Source organism: Blautia sp. HCN-20427 (assembly GCF_037890365.1).
Classification (GTDB): domain Bacteria; phylum Bacillota; class Clostridia; order Lachnospirales; family Lachnospiraceae; genus Blautia.
Genome location: NZ_JBBKBX010000013.1, coordinates 80944 through 101645, shown reverse-complemented (window position 1 = coordinate 101645; position 20702 = coordinate 80944). Strand labels below are relative to the sequence as shown.

General features: G+C 44.6%; 23 protein-coding genes. 5 read left to right on the top strand and 18 right to left on the bottom strand.

All coding sequences use genetic code 11. The features are described from left to right. The first annotated feature begins 62 nt into the window (after window positions 1-62). Complete coding sequence (locus WKT17_RS09685; protein WP_173747821.1) at window positions 63-677, top strand: DUF1836 domain-containing protein; 615 nt, start codon at window positions 63-65, stop codon at window positions 675-677. Between the two features lie 43 nt (window positions 678-720). On the opposite strand, the gene WKT17_RS09680 is transcribed toward WKT17_RS09685, so the two are convergent. From WKT17_RS09680 to WKT17_RS09650, 7 genes are all read right to left on the bottom strand, one after another. Beyond that, entirely contained in the window at window positions 721-1014 is a 294-nt protein-coding gene (locus WKT17_RS09680; protein ID WP_173747823.1) for a YerC/YecD family TrpR-related protein, read from the bottom strand. Between the two features lie 187 nt (window positions 1015-1201). Further along, window positions 1202-1924 carry a phosphatase gene (locus WKT17_RS09675; RefSeq protein WP_173747826.1) on the bottom strand — a complete coding sequence of 241 codons (723 nt, stop codon included), beginning with the start codon at window positions 1922-1924 and terminating at the stop codon, window positions 1202-1204. A gap of 95 nt (window positions 1925-2019) precedes the next feature. Then, the gene (xylB, locus tag WKT17_RS09670) at window positions 2020-3489 is read right to left on the bottom strand and encodes a xylulokinase (protein WP_173747828.1); all 1470 of its coding nucleotides are present in this window, start codon (window positions 3487-3489) and stop codon (window positions 2020-2022) included. Window positions 3490-3501: 12 nt separating this feature from the next. Continuing rightward, window positions 3502-4980, bottom strand: coding sequence for an L-fucose/L-arabinose isomerase family protein (locus tag WKT17_RS09665; RefSeq protein WP_173747830.1), 1479 nt, complete (start codon window positions 4978-4980; stop codon window positions 3502-3504). Between the two features lie 34 nt (window positions 4981-5014). Continuing rightward, window positions 5015-5632 (bottom strand): DUF4867 family protein, encoded by a 618-nt coding sequence (locus tag WKT17_RS09660; RefSeq protein ID WP_291681473.1) that lies wholly within the window; start codon window positions 5630-5632, stop codon window positions 5015-5017. A 176-nt stretch (window positions 5633-5808) separates the two neighbouring features. After that, window positions 5809-6432 (bottom strand): transporter substrate-binding domain-containing protein, encoded by a 624-nt coding sequence (locus WKT17_RS09655; RefSeq protein ID WP_340272569.1) that lies wholly within the window; start codon window positions 6430-6432, stop codon window positions 5809-5811. 42 nt (window positions 6433-6474) lie between these two features. After that, window positions 6475-7056: a DUF4317 family protein gene (locus WKT17_RS09650; protein WP_291681442.1), complete on the bottom strand. Its 582-nt coding sequence runs from the start codon at window positions 7054-7056 to the stop codon at window positions 6475-6477. A gap of 137 nt (window positions 7057-7193) precedes the next feature. Between WKT17_RS09650 and WKT17_RS09645 the strand changes: the two genes are divergently transcribed. Beyond that, entirely contained in the window at window positions 7194-8123 is a 930-nt protein-coding gene (locus tag WKT17_RS09645; RefSeq protein ID WP_173747834.1) for a TIGR01212 family radical SAM protein, read from the top strand. A gap of 3 nt (window positions 8124-8126) precedes the next feature. Beyond that, window positions 8127-8639: a DUF4364 family protein gene (locus WKT17_RS09640; protein WP_291681444.1), complete on the top strand. Its 513-nt coding sequence runs from the start codon at window positions 8127-8129 to the stop codon at window positions 8637-8639. Window positions 8640-8723: 84 nt separating this feature from the next. On the opposite strand, the gene WKT17_RS09635 is transcribed toward WKT17_RS09640, so the two are convergent. The 8 genes from WKT17_RS09635 to WKT17_RS09600 form a co-directional block, all read right to left on the bottom strand. Then, window positions 8724-9437, bottom strand: coding sequence for an ABC transporter ATP-binding protein (locus WKT17_RS09635; RefSeq protein WP_173747838.1), 714 nt, complete (start codon window positions 9435-9437; stop codon window positions 8724-8726). Beyond that, entirely contained in the window at window positions 9434-10255 is an 822-nt protein-coding gene (locus tag WKT17_RS09630) for an ABC transporter ATP-binding protein (RefSeq protein ID WP_173747840.1), read from the bottom strand. The genes WKT17_RS09635 and WKT17_RS09630 overlap by 4 nt, the downstream gene beginning before the upstream one ends. Window position 10256: 1 nt before the next feature. Next, window positions 10257-11063 carry an ABC transporter permease gene (locus tag WKT17_RS09625; RefSeq protein WP_291681446.1) on the bottom strand — a complete coding sequence of 269 codons (807 nt, stop codon included), beginning with the start codon at window positions 11061-11063 and terminating at the stop codon, window positions 10257-10259. A gap of 11 nt (window positions 11064-11074) precedes the next feature. Continuing rightward, the gene (locus tag WKT17_RS09620; RefSeq protein ID WP_291681447.1) at window positions 11075-12019 is read right to left on the bottom strand and encodes an ABC transporter permease; all 945 of its coding nucleotides are present in this window, start codon (window positions 12017-12019) and stop codon (window positions 11075-11077) included. A gap of 38 nt (window positions 12020-12057) precedes the next feature. Then, window positions 12058-13632, bottom strand: coding sequence for an ABC transporter substrate-binding protein (locus tag WKT17_RS09615; RefSeq protein ID WP_173747846.1), 1575 nt, complete (start codon window positions 13630-13632; stop codon window positions 12058-12060). 264 nt (window positions 13633-13896) lie between these two features. Further along, a complete protein-coding gene (gene nrdR, locus WKT17_RS09610; protein WP_173747848.1) occupies window positions 13897-14346 on the bottom strand; it encodes a transcriptional regulator NrdR in 450 nt (149 codons plus the stop codon). Window positions 14347-14385: 39 nt separating this feature from the next. Then, window positions 14386-15549: an FprA family A-type flavoprotein gene (locus tag WKT17_RS09605; RefSeq protein ID WP_291681449.1), complete on the bottom strand. Its 1164-nt coding sequence runs from the start codon at window positions 15547-15549 to the stop codon at window positions 14386-14388. A 70-nt stretch (window positions 15550-15619) separates the two neighbouring features. Continuing rightward, complete coding sequence (locus WKT17_RS09600; RefSeq protein ID WP_291681450.1) at window positions 15620-16168, bottom strand: GNAT family N-acetyltransferase; 549 nt, start codon at window positions 16166-16168, stop codon at window positions 15620-15622. Between the two features lie 137 nt (window positions 16169-16305). On the opposite strand from WKT17_RS09600, the gene WKT17_RS09595 reads away from it, so the two are divergent. Continuing rightward, window positions 16306-17337, top strand: a complete 1032-nt coding sequence (locus WKT17_RS09595) for a M42 family metallopeptidase (RefSeq protein WP_173747855.1) — start codon at window positions 16306-16308, stop codon at window positions 17335-17337. A 233-nt stretch (window positions 17338-17570) separates the two neighbouring features. Then, the gene (gene arcC / locus WKT17_RS09590; protein WP_291681453.1) at window positions 17571-18503 is read left to right on the top strand and encodes a carbamate kinase; all 933 of its coding nucleotides are present in this window, start codon (window positions 17571-17573) and stop codon (window positions 18501-18503) included. A gap of 22 nt (window positions 18504-18525) precedes the next feature. Here the strand turns inward: arcC and WKT17_RS09585 are convergent, their stop codons facing one another. Genes WKT17_RS09585 through WKT17_RS09575 form a run of 3 tightly spaced genes read right to left on the bottom strand, consistent with a single transcriptional unit; the run spans window position 18526 to window position 20692 of the window. Next, window positions 18526-18996: a threonine/serine exporter family protein gene (locus WKT17_RS09585; RefSeq protein ID WP_291681455.1), complete on the bottom strand. Its 471-nt coding sequence runs from the start codon at window positions 18994-18996 to the stop codon at window positions 18526-18528. Further along, window positions 18993-19778 carry a threonine/serine exporter family protein gene (locus WKT17_RS09580; protein WP_291681457.1) on the bottom strand — a complete coding sequence of 262 codons (786 nt, stop codon included), beginning with the start codon at window positions 19776-19778 and terminating at the stop codon, window positions 18993-18995. The genes WKT17_RS09585 and WKT17_RS09580 overlap by 4 nt, the downstream gene beginning before the upstream one ends. Before the next feature lie 41 nt (window positions 19779-19819). Further along, window positions 19820-20692: an undecaprenyl-diphosphate phosphatase gene (locus WKT17_RS09575; RefSeq protein WP_173747863.1), complete on the bottom strand. Its 873-nt coding sequence runs from the start codon at window positions 20690-20692 to the stop codon at window positions 19820-19822. Window positions 20693-20702: the final 10 nt, after the last annotated feature.

Sequence of the window (20702 nt, the reverse complement as noted above, 5' to 3'; positions counted from 1 at the left end):
CGGATTTCCCTCTTTACAAATAGTTTTAAAAACTATATAATGAGGAGCAGAGGTGATAACATATGACAATAGACACAAAAGACATTTTAAACAGTATTCTCGCCAGTATCTCCCGCATTGATTACATCAAGCTGGAAGAGATTCCCGGCATTCATTTATATATGGATCAGGTGACTACTTTCATGGAAGAACATCTCTCTTCCTCCAAACGTCATCCCGAGGACAAGGTTCTGACCAAGACCATGATTAACAATTATGCCAAGAACCATCTCCTGCCGCCGCCTGTGAAGAAAAAATATTCCAAAGAACACATTCTGATGCTGACATTTATTTATTATTTTAAAAATATTATGTCCATCAGTGATATTCAGGTGCTTCTTGGTCCTGTGGCAGAACAGTTTTTCCCCGGCGAGGGAAGTCTGAAGCTTACAGAAGTCTATGAAGAAATCATGAATCTGGAGCTGGAACAGATTGAACCTCTGGTAAAAGATATTACCAGAAAATTCCGGAAGGCCGGAACTTCCTTTCCGGATGCAGATACCACAGAACAGGAATTTTTACAGAAATTTGCATTTATCTGCATGTTAAGTTTTGATGTTTATGTAAAAAAGCAGGTCATCGAAAATCTCATTGACCAGATGACGCCTGCTTCTGATGAAAAGTCAAAAAAACGGTAACAGAAATTTCTGCTACCGTTTTTTGTACTGTACCACGAATATTTTATTTTCCGTCTTCAATTCGCTCAAATACCATATCATATCCGTCATTTCCATAGTTCAGGCTTCTGTTGACACGGCTGATGGTAGCTGTGGATGCACCTGTTTTCTCAGAAATTTCCAGATAAGTTCTCTTTTCCTTCAACATTTTTGCCACTTCGAAACGCTGGGATAAAGATAAAATTTCATTTACTGTACACACATCTTCAAAAAATAAATAACATTCTTCTTTGTTCTTTAAACTCAGAACAGCGTCAAACAAAGAATCAACTGCCTCTGTATGAATTTTCTTACTCATAATCCATGTTCTCCTTACATTTGTAGTATGCACCCCTGAAAGGCCTCTGCCAAGGGCTGTGCCATGCTTCCTTTTGTGCATTAGCACTTTACCAGTTATACCTTTCATCACTCACATATATATTAGCACAGTAAATTTTTAAAGTAAAGAATCCAAAGGCATATTTTTAGGAATTTTTCTAAAAATTTTATAAATTCCTGTATTTGTTAACATACTTCTTTAATTCTGCCCCGCTTCTGTTTACAATCAGTTCTTCCGGAAACTTCATATCCCGGAAAATTTCAAATGCATATTTATGAAAACCTACCAGAGTATCTGTATGGGCGTCACTGTTTGCTACCACGGGCACTTCATATTCCCGGCAGTATTTCAGCATAGTTCTGATGTTTTCCTCACCGCCCTGCCGGGTACATCTGGGGTCCAGAGAATTGTTATTGACTTCTAAAAGGACGCCATACTCCTTCGCTGCCTGCACCAGGGCCAGATAATCTATGGGATATCTGCCGTCATCGGGATGTCCTATGATATTGACATAGGGATTTTTCATGACTTCCAGGCAGGTCTGTGTGTTTTCTTCTCTGGTTCCCGGTTTGATACAGGGAATGTGAAGGCTGGCTATCACCATGTCCATTTTCTTCATGGTGCTGTCTTCCATGTCCACGCGGCCCTCATAATCCATAATGTTTACCTCTGCCCCCAACAGCAGTTCCACACCGTACATACTTCTCTCCACCATTTTCAGATTTTCAAAATAAAAGGCACCGCAGGTTCCCGGCATGGACACTGCGTGTTCGGTAATCCCCAGAATTTCCAGTCCCTTCTCAGAAGCTGCCTTTGCCATTTCCCGCATGGTGTTGTACGCATGTCCGCTGGCAAGTGTATGGGTGTGTACATCTAAAATATCTCGCACTTTGTATCATTCCTTTCTGTTTTTTAGTTCAGTATAACACAAAAGAACCGCAGAAGCAGTACTTCCGCAGTCCTTTCCCTTGTGTCTCAGGTATATTAAATAATTTCTCCAAATAATTCTTTTACAGTCGGATAAATTTTTGCAAATTTCCGATATTTTTCTTCATATTTAGCAGCCAGTTCCGGCTCCGGTTCCACGGTGTCAATGACTTTTACAATCTTCTCTGCCGCTTCCTCCACGGAGGTATACTCTCCGTTTGCCACAGCCGCCAGCATAGCGCCCCCAAGAGCCGGGCCTTCCTCGGACTCAATGACATCCACTTTTACATTCAGAATGTTTGCAATCATCTTTTTCCACAACGGACTCTTTGCCCCGCCGCCGCAGATTTTAGTTCTCTCAATCTGAATTCCCAGCGATTTTGCCACTTCAAAGGAATCCCGGATAGCAAAAGCCACGCCCTCTAAAACGGCCTGTGTCATATCGGCTCTGGTACTGTCCATAGTAAGTCCGATAAAGGTTCCCCTGGCATTGGGATTGTTGTGAGGAGAACGCTCGCCCATAAGATACGGCAGGAAAAATACCTTGTTCTCTCCCAACTTTGTAATCTTTGCCTGTTCTCCTGCATAGTCCGCAGTACCGATAATTTCATCCATCCACCATTTATTGCAGGAAGCCGCGCTTAACATACAGCCCATGAGATGATAGTTCCCATCTGCGTGTGCAAAAGCATGAAGGGCATTGTATGGGTCTACGCCAAACTCCTTGCTGGAAATAAAGATCGTTCCGCTGGTTCCCAGAGAAATATTGCATCTTCCGTCTCCTACGGTTCCTGTTCCCACAGCAGCAGCGGCATTGTCTCCGGCCCCTGCCACGATTTTACAGGAAGCGGGAATTCCCAGTTCCTCTGCCAGTTCCGGTTTCAGAGTGCCTACGGTTTCATAGCTTTCAAAAAGCTCTGGCATCTGTTCTTCTGAAATACCGCAGATATCCAGCATTTCCTTAGACCAGCAACGGTTCTTCACATCCAGAAGCAGCATGCCGGAGGCATCGGACATATCGCTGCAGTGTACCCCAGACAGTTTATACGCCAGATAATCCTTTGGCAGCATGATTTTTTTGATTTTCTGAAAGTTTTCAGGTTCATGCTCTTTTACCCAGAGAATTTTCGGTGCGGTAAAGCCTGCAAAGGCAATGTTTGCCGTATACTCGGACAGTTTTTCTTTCCCAATCACCTGATTCAAATAGTCGGTTTCTTTTCCGGTTCTTCCATCATTCCAGAGGATGGCAGGACGAATGACTTCGTCCTTTTCATCCAGAATCACCAGACCATGCATCTGGCCGCCAAAACTGATACCTGCCACCTGGCTCTTGTCGCACTCTGCTGTCAGTTCTTTGATTCCCTCAAGACTCTGCTTCCACCAGTCCTCCGGATTCTGTTCGGACCAGCCGGGGTGCGGGAAAGACAGCGGATATTCTCTGGAAACAATTTTCTGAATCTTGCCCTCTGCGTCCATCAAAAGCAGTTTGACTGCAGAGGTTCCTAAATCAACACCAATATATAACATGCTTTTCTCCTTTTATGCAAATGGGTTTTCTGTCGGATACAGTGTTCCCTTCGGCTGATTGTAATTGATTTCTTCCACCTCTACACCCAGGTATTTGAATACTTCATACAGGGCTTTTCCAAAGTGTCCGAAAGCAACGGCTCCGTGGTGCGGATAATTTTTCTCTACCAGTACATGACGGTAGAAACGTCCCATTTCCGGAATTGCAAAGATACCGATACCGCCAAAGCTCTGTGTTGCTACAGGCAGAACCTCACCCTGTGCAATGTAAGCGCGAAGTTTGCAGTCTGCAGTGCTCTGGAGACGATAGAAGGTAATGTCGCCCGGAATGATATCTCCTTCCAGAGTTCCCTGTGTTACTTCTTCCGGCAGAGTTCTGGCCATAATCATCTGATATTTCATAGAACATGCTGTCAGCTTGCTTGCTGCTGTATTTCCGCAGTGGAAGCCCATAAACGTATCTTTCTGTGTATAGTTGTATTTTCCTTTGATTTCATCATCGTAAATATATGCCGGAACGGTATTGTTAATATCCAGCAGAGTAACGGTATCCTGGCTGATAACTGTACCGATATATTCGCTTAAAGTTCCCCAGATATCTACTTCGCAGGAAACCGGAATGCCTCTGTCTGTCAGACGGCTATTTACATAACATGGAACAAAGCCAAACTGTGTCTGGAAAGCAGGCCAGCATTTGGTTGTCAGTGTCACATATTTTCTGCAGCCTTTGTGTGCTTCCACCCAGTCTAAAAGAGTGATTTCGTACTGTGCCAGTTTTGGCAGAATTTCCGGTTTCATGTTGCCTTCACCAAGCTCTGCTTCCATTTCTTTTACTACGTCAGGAATACGCGGGTCATCTGCATGTTTGTTGAATGCTTCAAATAAGTCTAACTCTGAGTTTTCTTCGATTTCCACACCTAAATCATATAATCTCTTAATAGGCGCATTGCAGGCCAGAAAGTTGGTCGGACGAGGACCAAAGCTGATGATTTTTAAGTTTCTTACCGCAACTAATGCTCTTGCAACCGGTGCAAATTCATGAATCATTTCTGCTACTTCTTCAGCAGTTCCAACCGGATATTCCGGAATGTATGCTTTTAAGTTACGCAGTTTTAAGTTGTAGCTTGCATTTAACATACCGCAGTAAGCGTCGCCTCTGCCCTGCACCAGGTTGCCTTCTTCTGCTGCTGCAACTACCATGGACGGACCGTGGAATGCTTTTACCAGCATGGTTTCTTCTGTTTCCGGTCCGAAGTTTCCAAGGTAAACTACCTGTGCGTTGCAGCCTGCCTCTCTTAAATCCTTAGAAGCCTTCATCATATCGGTTTCGCTTTCCACAACAACAGGACATTCGTAGATTTCTCCGCCAAAGTTTTTCTTATATGCTTCCACAACTGCTTTTCTTCTGTTTTCAGATAAAGACATTGGGAAACAGTCACGGCTTACTGCCACGATTCCTAATTTTAATTCTGGCATATTTGATAAATTCATAGTATTTTCCTCCTGATTCTTGTCATATTCTCTCTTATTTTATAGATAAATTTTCGCCCTTTAAGCCTTCAAAAGCACCCTCAATGTTTGCCTCTTTATGGGCAATGAGCCATTTGTTTCTTGCAAAAAGCAACTTATCCTCAGGTGTATTTCCCGTGGTTTTCGGTGCTTCTGTATTGGTTCCTTTTGGCAGCACAACGGCAGTGCAGAACTTGTTTTCATGGGCATTGCACGGCGCATAGTGCAGTGTTGTGGCATAGACTTCCACCACGGTTCCCGCAGGTATGAAAAAGGCCTCCATCTTAGAAGTGTCGTATGTAAAATCCTCTTCAATGTCCTGTTCTTTTCCCAGAATCAGAATCAAATCGGTAAGAGCCACATTCACTTCAGAGTCTCTGTGATACTCCACTGCATTCAGCAGATAATTGCTGCCGCTGCAGTATCCAATCTGTATGGGCATTCCTCCAAACAGACTATTGCCAATCTCTTCACAGCAGCCGCATGCTTCCAGCTTGCTGTCCGATGCCACATAAATCACATCATCCGGCTGTGGAACTTCCTTTAAAGCTGTGAGAAGTTCAGATACATCCATGCCCTCCACTACTTTGCCATACGCTTGAAAGGCCGGGTCTGTAACCTTCAAAATATTCATCACGCACTGAAACCTCCTTACTTAGTTTAGTCATTAAACTATATCTTCATGCTACCATTCCTCCTGCAAAAAATCAAGTTGTTTTTTGAAAAAATCCGTCGTAATTTTATACAAAAAAACAGGAGAATCATAGGGCATATTTCCATGATTCTCCTCTTGAAAAGATAAAATTTTCTCTATTCTTTTGTCTGTGCTGCCACAGTAATATCTTTCTCAAAATATTTCTGGGAAAGTTCTTTTAAGGTTCCGTCTTTCTTTAATTCCTGAAGATTTTCTTCCAGCTTCTTTGTCATAGGATTTCCTTTTTTTGTAAACACCGCAAGTTCTGTATATTCGGTATCCTGTCCTGTTTTTTCCTTCACGGAAGAAATGTCCGCATAGGGAGAGGTGTGGGAGTAATGGGCTTCATTCCAGTCTGAAAGTCCCACAGAGGAAATCACACAATCATACAAATCTGCGTCCAGTGATTTCAGCAGATTTTCCTCTGAGGTGTCTACAATTTCCAATTCCAATCCCATTTTTTCCGCCAGCTTGCCTGCCAGTTCCACATCAAATCCCTCCGGCTTATTCGTATCTTCCGACAGATAACACATAGAGGGAATTTCCAGATGCATGCCCACTTTGAGCATCCCCTTTTCCACCGGCTCTGCCTCACTTCCCGGAAGCTGACAGCCTGCCAGCATCTGTACAAAAAGCACGCAAAGCAGTCCGATGACAGTCCCTTTTTTCCATATATTTTTCTCTTTTGTTCTATTGTTCTGGTTTTTCATATCGTTCATTCCCGCTTTGTCCGTTTTCACATATTTGTTCCAGACCACCATACCACGGAAAGAAAGGATTTGTCAATCCGCACGGTAAATATCCATATATTCCAGCAGACATCCCCCGTCCTCAAAGGCCGGGAACAAAAATCCTCCTACCGGTTTCCCCGGCTCGTAATCGCCGGACACAGGGCAGACGGCGCAGATAAAATATTCAAAGATCTGCTCAGATTCTCCCAATCTTTCATGGTCCGCGGCCTTAGCCGGAATGTCATAGCAGTCATGAAAGAGGTAAATGGCATAGTCGTAAGGTAATTGGCACAGCTCTATGACACGCTCATAGAAAAGGTCCAGCAGAGCGTCGTTTTTCAGTCCGCAGTCCCGAATAGCCCAAAGAAGCTGCCATAATCCCTCTTTTCCCATTTCTTTCTCGGAAAATTTTTCTCTCTTTAGTTCTTCGTTGGTCTTTGCAAAAGGAATTGCCTTTGCAAGCGCCAGATTTTTCTCCTTGTCGCTTGGAGAAAGTTTCAAAAAATCTGTATTAAAAGTTCCGTCTATAAAGCCTTCGCTGTCAACATAACACCCGGCGATTCTGGTAATGGACGTGCGCTTTGGAGTCATGCGCCTGGTAAGCAAAAGCATGTCTTCTCGATTGATTTGCATAGTGTTTCTCCTGTTCTGTGTTTTATACATTTTAATATATCCCCTCAGTAAAAACAATCCTGAATTTTCTCACACTTGTAAAAGATTTTCCACAATGGTATGATAGATATAGAAAACGTAAGAAGAAAGGCTGGCAAATGAAAAACTGGAACGGAAAACCATACCACTCTTTTGATTCTATGCTAAAAGAACGCTTTCACGGCAAGGTATATAAGGCAGCCCTAAACGGCGGCATGACCTGCCCCAACCGGGACGGCACTCTGGGCAGCCGCGGCTGTATTTTCTGCAGTGCTGGCGGTTCCGGGGACTTTGCAGGGGACCGGAGAGATACCATTACCCAGCAGATAGAAAAGCAGACGAAAAGTATTCGGGCAAAGAGAAACGCAGACAGCTTTATCGCCTATTTTCAGGCATACACCAATACTTATGCCCCGGTGGAATACCTTCGGAGCGTCTATACAGAAGCCATTTCCCATCCAGACGTAGTGGCGCTCTCTATCGGAACGCGCCCGGATTGTCTGGGAGAAGATGTCCTGAACCTCTTAGAAGAACTGAACCGCATAAAACCTGTGTGGGTAGAGCTTGGACTGCAGACCATTCACGAGAAAACAGCCCGCTACATCCGGAGAGGCTACCCTTTATCCTGCTTTGATACAGCTGTAAAAAACTTAAGAGAACGAAACCTGGAAGTCATCGTACACACTATTTTAGGACTTCCCCATGAAACACAGAGCGATATCCTGGCTACCATGAACTATTTAAACCGCATGGACATCCAGGGAATTAAGCTGCAGCTTCTGCATGTGCTTAGGGGCACAGATTTGGCTGACGATTATCTGGCAGGGAAATTTCAGGTGTATTCCATGGAAGAGTATCTGGATTTGCTCATAGACTGTCTGGAACACCTCTCACCGGAAATTGTCATTCACCGGCTCACCGGAGACGGTCCCAAAGACCTGCTGCTGGCGCCTTTATGGAGCAGCGCAAAAAGGACTGTGCTGAACACCCTGCACCGGGAATGTAAAATCAGAAATTCCTATCAGGGAAAACAATATAAGGAGGATTAAAAAATGTCGGAACCTCTTACACTCTATAAACTGATTATTCTGTATATGCTGGAAAAGGTGGACTTTCCCCTGACCAATGCCCAGATTTCCGGCTTTGTGCTGGACAAAGGATACACCAATTATTTCCACTTACAGCAGGCTATTTCGGAACTCATTGACTCCAATCTCATAGAGGCGAAAACCATACGAAATTCCTCTTACTTCCAGATTACCGAGCAGGGAGAACAGACCCTCTCCTACTTCGGAGACCAGATTTCCGATGGTATCAAGGCCGATATTTCTGCTTTCTTTCAGGAAAACATTATACAGATGCGGGAAGAACTGTCTGCCATTGCCGATTATTACAAGGGCGAAGAAGAGGGCTGGCAGGTACGCTGCCGTTTGAAAAAAAGAGACTTCCCAATGGTAGACTTAACCATTGCCGTCCCCACGGAAGAAGCCGCTTCTGCCGTATGTCTCAACTGGAAAGAGAAAAGCCAGGATATCTACGAAAATCTCATAGAGCTTCTGCTGTAACCGTAAAAACAGAGACTGCCCCATGAAGTGCATACCAAGAATCTTTATCCATTCCTGCTTGCAATTTCATGGGGCAGCCTCGTTTTACTGGGGCAGTCCCTCCAACAACAGCTTCGTGTAGGAAGATTTCGGATGAGCAAATAAGTCTTCCGTATCCTGCTGTTCTTCTATTTTTCCGTCCTTCATGACCATCACCCGGTCACACATCTGATAAATCACGTTCAAATCATGGGATATAAACAGAATGGACAGTCCCATTTCCTCCTGCAGATGCACCATAAGTTCCATAATCTGCTTCTGTATAGTCACATCAAGAGCAGATACCGGCTCATCTGCAATAATAAATTTTGCTCCCTGTATCAGCGCGGCAGCAATACTCACCCGCTGCCTCTGTCCTCCGCTTAACTCCCGTGGATAACGCCTAAGCTGCTCGGTTGTAAGCCCTACCTTTTCTCCCATGGCAAGCACCTTCTGCTTCCGCCGTTCCTTTGGTATTTTCTGCATACGAAGAGGCTCTTCTAAAATCCATTCCACCCTTTTACTGGGATTCAGAGAAGAAAAAGGGTCCTGAAAAATCATCTGGGGACGTTCTGTATGATGTACAATCTCTCCCTCGTCTGTCTTTACAAATCCCAAAATTGCCTTAGACAGTGTGGATTTCCCACATCCGCTCTCTCCTACCAGTCCCAGAATTTCGTTTTCCCGTACTTCAAAGCTGATGTCCTTTAACACTTCTTTCCGGCTTTTGCCTTCCTTATAAGAAACAGACACCTGTTTGACTTCCAGTACCTTTTTCATTGTGTTTCACCGCCTTTTCTTCTTCGCAGAGATTCTCCCCGTGTGGGAACAGCGGCCAGCAGCTTTTTCGTATATTCCTGCTGAGGTTTTTGAAAAATCTCTTCCACAGTTCCCATTTCTACAATTTTTCCCTGATTCATGACAATCACCCGGTCACAGAGCCGCCGTATCACACCCAAATCATGGGATATAAACAAAATTCCTGTGTGATGTTTTTCATTGATTTTCTTTAGCAGTTTCAAAATCTGGCTCTGTATGGTCACATCCAATGCCGTAGTGGGTTCGTCTGCAATGAGAAGTTTGGGTTCTGTCACCAGGGCTGCTGCAATCATAATTCTCTGTCTCATTCCTCCGGAAAGCTGATGGGGATAACGGTTGTAAATATTCTCCACTTCGGCTAATTCTACCTCTCGCAGCATGTCCAGGGCTCGTTTTTTACATTCCTCTTTTGTATAGGAAGTATGCAGCCTGAGGCCCTCTTCCACCTGCTGCCCCACAGGCAGTACAGGATTTAAAGACGTCATGGGCTCCTGGAAAATCATGCTGATATCTTTTCCCCGGACAGCTTCCAGTTCCTTTTGAGAAAACTCTGCCAGATTTTTCCCCTCAAAGAGAATTTCGCCCGCAGAAATTTCCTCATGCTTTTTCAGTAGTCCCAGAACCGACAGGGCGGTCTGGGTTTTCCCGGAACCGGATTCTCCTACAATGCCCAGTATTTCTCCCTCCTTCATGGCAAAAGAAACATCTTTTACCACCTCCAGAGGGGGCTGTGTATCGTAAAATTTCAGCTGCAGATGTCTGATTTCCAACAAGCTCATATTATTTCCCGCCTTTCTTTAAAAGTCCATCACTTAAAAGAGAAAATCCAAGAGCCAGCAGCAAAATACAAAGCCCCGGAAAAATGGCGCACCATGGAGCGCTCATAAGATACGTCTGGGATTCTGACAACATTCTTCCAAGAGAGGCATCCGGAGGCTGTACACCGATTCCCAGATAACTCATACCCGCTTCTGCCAGCACCGCATTGTTAAAACCAATGGCAGCCATGGAAAGCACGGAAGGCAGTGTATTTGGAAAAATGTGCACAAACATAATCCGCAGATGAGAAACCCCCATAAGACGGGCGCTTTTCACATAATCCATTTCCTTCTGAGCCAGAAATTCACCTCTGGTAATTCTGGCAAAGCTGGGAATAAAGACAACAGAAAGTGCCAGTATCACATTGTATTTACCCGGTCCCAAAACTCCGATGAACACCAGAGCCAGCAGAATATGGGGAAAGGAAAAAACCACGTCGTTAAACCGCATGAGCACTTCATCTACCCAGCCGCCGAAATACCCGGTAAAAGCTCCCACCAGAATTCCGATTCCGCCGCCCAACACGACTGTGGACACTGCCACAAAAAAAGTTGTTCCTGTTCCTTTCATCACCCGGCTTAATATATCCCTTCCGAAGTGGTCGCACCCAAACAGGTGCTCTGCACCGGGAGCTGCAAACTTGGCCGCCCCATTCATGGCGTCCGGGTCGTAAGGCGTATAAAAAAGTCCCGCCAAAAGAAACAGCAGCATAAAAAGGGCAATGAAAATCCCCAGAATCAAATTGTAATTTTTCTGTTTTTTCTTCATCTTTCCACCCCTTACTCCCGGATTCTGATACGCGGGTCAATCCTGCTGTACAGCAAATCCACAATAAAGTTAATCACAACCACCAAAGCCGCAATCAGTACAATAATGCCCAGTACTACCGGATAGTCCCGGTTGGAAATGGAGGAAATCAGCAAACTTCCCATTCCCGGAATCGTGAAAACCTGCTCGATAATCATACTGTTTGCAATGATATCCGCAATGGTCATGCCCCAGAAGGTCAGCACCGGAATCAGGGCATTTTTTAAAACATGATGATACATCACTCTGTTTTTCGTATTTCCTCTGGCCAGAGCTGTCCGCACATAGTCCGCTTCCATCTGAGAAATGACAGAACTTCGCAGCATTTTCACACCCATGGCACACCTGGGCAGGGCTATGGCCACGCAGGGGGCTATGAGATACCCCAGAAACCCTGCAAAATCTTCCGAAGCCGCCACATAAGCCCCGGGTGTAAACCACTTCAACACCAGTCCGAAGACATAGGTGATAACAATTCCCAGCAAAAATCCCGGCACCGACATGGCCACCTGATTCAAAACCATCAGTATCCTGTCCAGCCAGCCGCCCTCGTGCTGTGCCGTAAAAATTCCCAAAGGCACAGACAGCGCCAGAATCATGAGAAACGCCATCAGAGTAATGGCTATGGTCACCGGAATTTTTTCCTTCAGCATCTGGGCCACGGGCATGGAATAGCTGTAGGACTCTCCCATGTCTCCTGTCACAAAATTTTTCAGCCAGATACCATACTGCACCACTATGGGTTTATCCAGCCCCATTTCCTTTTGCAGGGCCTCTACCTGTTCCTCTGTGGCTTCTGTCCCCAGCTTTGACCTTGCCGCGTCTCCCGGAATTACAGAGAAAGCAAAAAAAGACAAGAATGAGACAATCAACAACGTTATAATGAGAGTTCCTGTTTTTTTAATCACATATTTCATATTCTGTCTTTCTCCTTTTCTCCTGTTCTTTCTAATTCTTATTTGATTTTATAAATTTTTGCCATATCCAGCACATACAGCGGATAGAATACATAGCCGCCGTAGTCCTTTCGCAGTACCACTTCTGACGCCATGTCCTGAATATAGACATTGGCTGCATCATCGCTTAACAGTGTCTCCATTTTCTTATACAGCTCTATTTGTTCCTGCTCATTGGTACTCTTCTTCACCTGCTCATACAGCTTGTCGTACTCCGGATTACTGTAATTGATAAAATTGGTTCCTGCCTGTGAGGTAAAACGCTCTAAAAGAGCTCTGCCGCTTAAATAAGCTGCGTCAATTCCCACAACCGTAGACTGGAATTTTCGGTCTGCATACACATCACTGAGCCAGCTGTCCCATTCTATCAGCTGAATCTGCGCGTCAATGCCCACCTGCTTTAACTGCTCTGCCAGCACCTGAGCCGTGTCAATATGCTGCTGATAGTTGTTTGGTACTGTAATGGTCATCTCAAATCCGTCGGGATAACCCGCCTCTTTTAAAAGCTGCTTTGCCTTCTCAATATCCTGCGGATATTTATCTGCCAATTCCGGCATATAGTACTTTTCAAAAGCAGGAAACATACTGCTGCCGATAATGGTTCCTTTGCCGTCTGCCATCATGTCCAGCACTTCCTGACGGTTGACTGCATAGCACAGAGCCTGACGCACCTTCACATCATCAAAGGGTTTTTCCTTATTGTTCAAATACAGCGCCTGAATCAGGTTCATGCCTCCCTCATAAATGGTCAAATCTTCATCCTCTGCAAGCTGAGCCGACTGAGTGGAATTGATTCTGGGATACATATCTATGGAACCGCTCTTTAATCCAGTTACAATGGCATTGCTGTCTCCGGCAATTTTAAAGGTTACCTTGTCCAGATAAGCCTGGTGCTCGCTGTCCCAGTAATCTGTAAATTTCTCTATTACAATATTTTCCTGAGGAGAGCGTGATACATACCGGAACGGACCTGTTCCCACCGGATTTTTGTCCAAATCCGCTGCATGTTGCGGAACAATCGCCACTGTCAGATAAGCCAAAAATTCTGTATCCGGCTCTTTTAATGTAATGGCAACCGTCTGTGCATCCGGTATTTCTACCTTCTCCACATTAGAAAACGCCGCTACCAGCGGAGTTGTTCCCTCACTGATACCGGCGCAGCGTTCAATCGAATATTTTACATCTTCTGCGGTCACTGTAGTTCCGTCGTGAAATTTCACATTCTGTCTCAAAGCAAAGGTATACACCTTTCCGTCTTCTGAAATTTCATGGGACTGCGCAACTGCGTCTGTGTAATTTCCCTGTTCATCAGGTTTTACCAAACCTTCATAAATGTTGAATAGGACTTCTTTCGTTCCTGCCGCTACCGATTTGTGTGGGTCAAGACTATCCTCCAAATCCTGAGGAATCCCTACTACTATAGAACCGCCCATAGTCGGTTCTCCCTGTGTTTCCTGAGAACTGCTGTCTTTTTGAGATTCTTTGTTCCCATCCTTTTCGTCCTGGCAGCCGCCAAGTACAATAGTAAGGGTCATCACCAAAAGCAACATGAGTATTCTTTTTACTTTTTTCATGACTATCTCCTTTTTACATATCAGTTCTCTCATTATGTAATTGTCAAGGTTATTTTATACATGGTAAGGGGAAAATGCAAGTATCTTTTGGGGTACACAGAGAATTTGCTTCTATTCTATTCCTATTCATTTCCTATATTTATTGCATTCTGTAAAGACTTTTCTGCCAGACAAGCTGTTTCAAATTGGGAGAACAATAAGCAAAATGTTAAAAGTCCGCAAATGCTGGGACATCCCAGTATTTACGGACTTTTGCACAAACTTCTATTTCATCATTTTTTTCAGTTCATCCATAAAGGTGTCAATATCCTTAAACTCCCTGTACACAGACGCAAAGCGAACATAAGCCACCGCATCCAATTCTTTGAGTTTGTCCATAACAATTTCCCCAATCAGTGTGCTTGGAACTTCTTTTTCCTCTTTGTTGAAAATCTCTGTCTCAATTTCGTCCATAAGATTTTCAATGGTTTTGACGGAAATGGGTCTCTTATAGCAGGCCCGCATAATGCCGTCCTGTATTTTCATACGGTCATACTGCTCTCTGCTCTGGTCTTTCTTGATAACCGTAAGCGGAATGGTTTCAATCTTTTCATAAGTAGTGAAACGCTTTCCACATTCATCACACTGACGCCGTCTGCGGATGGAATTATTATCCGGCACAGGCCTGGAATCAATGACTCTTGTATTCTCCTGATTGCAAAACGGACACTTCATAACAAAGCCCTCCTGTCTTTTGTATATCCCCGGCAGTGACTAAGCAAGAAGTGCATCTGCCAGCGTTTCCATATTCTGAACATCTGCTTCCTTCATAACAGATTTCACCGAAACAACCGGCTCACAGATTTCCATATCCTTCATCTCTTCCAAATAAGCTCTCATCAGTTTACCAGCCATAGGCGCCCAGGAACCGTTTTCCACGATTCCCACTTTTCTCTTTCTGTAAGTTTTCACCTTCAGATGGTACAGGAAATCTTCCATGGCAGGGAAAAGTGCACCGTCATAAGTCGGTGCCATAACCACCAGCTTGTCATAACGGAATGCGCAGGAAACAGCTTCTGACATATCATCTCTTGATAAATCAAACAGTCTTACTGCCTTTGCCCCCTTATCGGTCAGGATTTCAGCCATTTTTTCTGCTGCCTTTGCCGTATTTCCGTGAATAGAAGCATACGCAATGACAACACCGTCTTCTTCCGGTTCATAGCTGCTCCAAGTCAGATATTTGTCAATATAAAATCCCAGATTTTCTTTTAAAATCGGTCCGTGCAGCGGGCAGATAGTCTGAATATCCAAAGTTGCCGCTTTCTTTAATAAGTTCTGTACCTGCACACCGTATTTTCCTACAATATTGATAAAATATCTTCTGGCTTCGTCTGTCCAGTCCTCTTCTTCGTCCAATGCGCCAAACTTTCCAAAGCCGTCTGCAGAGAAAAGAATCTTTTCGGACTGCTCATATTCCACCATAACTTCCGGCCAGTGTACCATAGGCGCCATAAAGAACTGCAGGGTATGGCTTCCCAGACTTAACGTATCGCCTTCTTTTACCACTACTTTTCTCTCAGAAAAATCAAAATCAAAGAACTGCGGCAGCATAGAGAAAATTTTTGCATTTCCTACCAGCTTCATTTCCGGATACTTTTCTGCCAGACGCTGAATGTTGGAAGCGTGATCCGGCTCCAGGTGGGAAATCACAAGATAGTCCACACTGCGTCCGTCCAAAGCCTTGTCCAGATTCTCCAGCCACGGGTCTGTAGCTCTTTTATCTACGGTATCCATAACTGCTACTTTTTCATCTAAAATTACATAAGAGTTATAAGAAACTCCTTTCGGAACCTTATACTGGCTTTCAAATAAATCAATGGTCTTGTCGTTTACGCCAATAAATACAACTGAATCAGAAATTTTCATATCATACATGGGTTTGAATTCCTCCTTGGCTATAATATATCCGTATCGTATCTATTATATATGGGAAATCAAAATTTTTCTACCGCTTTTCTTGTTTTTTTTGCCATTCACCCTTTAAAATATCCATAAAAAGCATATCGTGATACATTCCATTGATATAATAAGCCTCCCGCAGTCTTCCGCAGTGGGAAAATCCTGCTTTTTCGTAACACTTTATGGCCCGGGTATTAAAGCTGTACACCCGAAGAGACAGACTGTGTAAATTCAGCACATCAAACGCATATTCCTGCAAAAGTTCCAGTACTTCACGTCCGTATCCTTTTCCGCGGCTCTCCTCTTCTCCCAGAAACAGCCCAATCTCGGCACATCTTCTCCTCCAGTTGATATTCTGAATCCCACAGTTTCCCAAAAGCCGGTTGGAACTCTGCTCTACAATAGCAAACTGATACTGGTCTCTCTCCTGGGAAATCCAGACCCGCTCCCCTTCCAGCGTCATCATAAGGTCTGTATTGCCTACATTGTCTGTCACATCACGCCGGTTCAGCCACTCGGTATACTGTTCTGCATCATCTGCATTCATGGGGGATAAATATACTTTTTCACCTGCTATTTTTCTGTAGTATCGCATAGTCCACTCCTCCTCTTTCCTTAAATTGTTACTATATTACAAAACTTCTCTTAAAATGTCAATACAATTCTTCCTCTTCTTGACGCAGTAAAAGAAACCCTCTACAATAGACTTACAACATTGCAGGAGGTTTGAACATGAATACTTATACAGATATCATTCTGAAACACTTAAAAGCTCTGCTGTCCATTGACAGCCCTACGGGATACACCAGAGAAGTCACCGATTATCTCATAAAGGAATACCAGGCTTTGGGATACCAGCCTCAGAAAACCGTTAAAGGCGGCGTTTTGGTAGACCTTGGGGGCAGGGACGCCGAAAATGCCGTTTTTCTGGAAGCCCATGTAGATACCCTTGGCGCCATGGTTCGTGAAATTAAAGCAAACGGCCGTCTGTCTCTTACCCCGCTTGGCGGTATGAATGCCAACAATGCGGAGGCGGAAAACTGCCGTATTATCACCCGTTCCGGAAAGGTTTATGAAGGCACCTGTCAGCTCTGCGATGCCTCGGTCCATGTAAACGGAAAATACGACGAGACAGGACGAACCTTTGATACCGTAGAAGTGCTGCCGGACGAAAAGGTAACTACCAAAGAAGATACCCAGGCCCTTGGAATCATGACCGGCGACATTGTAGCCTTTGACCCCCGGACAACCATTACCAACAGCGGCTACATCAAAAGCCGTTTCCTGGACGATAAACTCAGTGCAGCGATTTTGCTTGGCTATGCTGCTTATCTGAAAGAAGAGAACATTGTCACAGAACGGAAACTCTATCAGCACTTCACGGTTTACGAAGAGGTCGGCCATGGCGGCGCCGCTTCTATTCCCCAAGGTGTCACAGAAGTGCTTTCCGTGGATATGGGCTGTGTAGGTGAAGGACTGGAATGTAAAGAATATCAGGTTTCTATCTGCGCCAAGGACAGCGGCGGCCCTTATACTTATGACTTAGTCAGCAGTCTCATAGAAGCCGCCAGAAAAGAAAATCTGGATTTCGCCGTTGACGTCTATCCCCACTACGGTTCTGATGCCGAAGCTGCTCTGCGGGCCGGATATGACGTCCGCCACGGACTCATCGGCGCCGGTGTTTACGCTTCCCACGGTTATGAGAGAAGCCACATCGACGGTGTAAAAAACACCTTTTTACTGTTAAAAGCCTATTTGGGATAGATACGTTTTAAAATTTATAAATAAAGTTTCCACTTTTTTTATAAAACAGACATATTTTACTAACATTTTCTCCTTATAATAGGTTTTGGATAGTTGATAAACCACTCACTATCTCCCCCCTCAAGTTGAAAAAGCCCGGTACTTCGGTATCGGGTTTTTTCTATTGCTTTTCCGGCGGGGAATGGATATAATCTTTCTATAAGTTTTTATTTGAAAGAAAGAAGGACCAGATTATGACCAGAAAAAAAGTAGTGGTCGCTTTAGGCCACAGAGCACTGGGTACCACCCTTCCGGAACAGAAGGAAGCGGTAAAAGCATCAGCAAAGGTTCTTGCAGACCTGGTAGAAGCCGGTGCGGATATTGTAATTACTCACAGCAATGCACCCCAAATCGGTATGATACATACAGCTATGAATGAATTTGGCAAGGTACATCCGGCTTATACGGCAGTGCCTATGTCCGTATGTTCTGCTATGAGCCAGGGCTACATTGGATATGACATTCAGAATGCCCTCAGGGCTGAACTGCTCAGAAGAGGTATCTACAAACCAGTGAGCACCATTTTGACCCAGGTAACCGTAGACCCTTACGATGATGCCTTCCACGAACCGATAAAAGTCATCGGAAGAACTCTGACAAAAGAAGAAGCGGAAAACGAAGAAAAGAAAGGCAACTATGTCACCAAGACAGAAAATGGCTACCGGCGTATTGTGGCAGCACCCCTGCCGGAAAAAATCATTGAAATAGATGCCATTAAGGCTCTGTCTGACGCAGGTCAGATTGTCATTGCTGCCGGCGGCGGCGGTATTCCTGTATTAGAGCAGGACGAAGAATTGACTGGAGCCAGCGCAGTCATTGAAAAAGACCTTATCAGCGGCAAACTTGCCTGCCTTTTGGACGCGGACGAGCTTCTGATTCTCACCAGTGTGGAAAATGCCTCTGTCAACTATCATTCTGAGACAGAAAAACAGCTGGGCAGAGTTTCTGTCAGCGAACTGAAGGCTTACATGGAGGAAGGACACTTTGAAGACAACACCATGCTTCCTAAAATTCAGGCTTCCATCGAATTTGTAGAAGAAAAACCGGGACGCACAGCTGTCATTACCTCTATTGGAAAAGCAAAAGAAGGATATCTTGAAAAAACAGGTACTGTTATTACAGCATAAAAACAAGCCTGCGGCATAAAGCTTAGAAGCTGCCGCAGGCTTTTCTGTTCTTTCCAAAAACTCTGTTAATTGTCTTCTGGGGAATTTCAAACACCAGAATAATGCCCAGCACCATGGCAATGGCAATTCCCAATGTCTCTCTTCCATAGTGCAGACTCAATTCCCGATTGTCCAGCATACTGTAATAAATGGTTCTGTAAATACCGATTCCCGGCACCTCAGGAAAGATTCCTGCAATGAGAAACAGAGTTACCGGACATTTCTTTACTGTGCTTCCGATTCTGGAAGCCAGGGTAATAAAAACTGTTGCTGCAAAATTGGCCTCCACGGCTCCTGTATGAAAAATATTTATCATCCCCCAGCAGATAAACCAGCCTGCACCGCCAATGAAGCCGCACAGGGGATAATGCTCTCTCGGCACGGAAAATAAAACGGAAAACGCCATGGTTCCGAAGCCTGCGGCCAAAAACTGCAAAAGCCATTCCCATATCATAAGATAATTCCTCCCGTCAAGCGATAGTATAAAATATACATCAGACCCACGCCCAGAGAAATTCCCAGAGCCACCATAAGGGCATCCAAAAAACGCACTCCGCCGCCAATATAGTTTCCTTCCGCAAAATCCCGGACTGCATTGACCAAAGAGACGCCGGGAACCAGAGGCATGACAGAGCCTACCAGAATTTTTCCAGGCGCATTTCCGAGTCCCAGGCGGTAAAAAAGCACTGCAAAAAGAGAAACACAAAAACCGCCAATACAGTTCACCACGATTTTTGAAGTTTTTTTCTCCCTTTTGTCTATAAGGACCAGAATTGCATATAAAAGTACACCGGACAGAAAAGCGGCAAACATATCCGTAAATTTTCCTCCCAACAGGTAACAGAAGCTGCCGGAACCCAGCCCTGCCGAAAGAATCCGCACCAACGGGCGTTTTCCCGGCATATTTTTAATAATCTCCAGACGTTCTTCCGCCTCTTCTAAGGTATACTTTCCTTCCACAATTTCTCTGGAAAGCTGATTCACAGCCGCCACCCGATAGAGTTTGGCACCCTGAATGGGGATATGCTTTACGCTGGCATAAATCTCCCCCTCTTCATTCTCTGCCGTGAGAAAAATTCCCGTGCTCATAACAAAAGGGCTGCACTTCTCTATGCCAAAGGCCCTGGAAATTCTTTCAATCGTCTCTTCCACACGAAAAATCTCCGCACCTGCGTCCAGAAGAATACGACCTGCCTCCATGGACAGGTCTAATACTTTTTTATCATAACTTTTCATACAGATACCTCTGCTTCTGTACCGGATTTCCCGTATTACAGCTATTTAAAAATAGTAAAATACAGCATTACCACAACGCCCAGCACAATACGATACCAGCCGAATACACGGAAGTCATGTTTCTTAATATATCCCATCAGGAATTTGATAGCCAGAATGGAAACCACAAAAGATACCAGGGTTCCCACCCCTAAGATAATCAGTTCCTGAGCAGAAAAAGCCAGACCGAACTTCACAATCTTTAAAAGACTTGCCCCAAACATTACAGGGATGGCCAGGAAAAAGGTGTATTCTGCCGCCACGGTACGGGAAGCGCCCAAAAGGATTCCGCCGATAATCGTTGCACCGGAACGGGAGGTGCCCGGTATCAGGGCCAGTACCTGGAAGATACCGATATACAGCGCCATCTTCCAGGAAATATCCGCAATGGAATCTACCTTTACCGTTCTTTTTTCATTGTAGTCTTCCACCAGAAGGAACAGTACACCATACACCATCAGCATAACAGCCACAACAAACCAGTTGTTGAACTTTTCTTCAATAAAATCATCAAAAGGCAGTCCTATGATAATGGCAGGAAGACAGGAAACCAGAATTTTAAACCACATAACCATTTTGTCTATCTTGGTAAAACGGCATACAAAACCTGCTGCTTTCTCAATCTTGGTTACATTTTCATGTTTCGGCTTTTTATTCTGGAAGGGCCATATCTTATTCCAATACAGCACAACCACCGCCATAATGGCGCCAAGCTGAATGACCACCATAAACATTTCCCAGAAAGCCTTGCTGACGTCCAGCTTTACAAACTCTTCCACCAGAATCAGATGTCCCGTGCTGCTGATTGGCAGCCACTCGGTGATACCTTCTACGATTCCCAGGAAGATAACCTTTAATAATTCGATAAAATCCATGCCCTGCTCC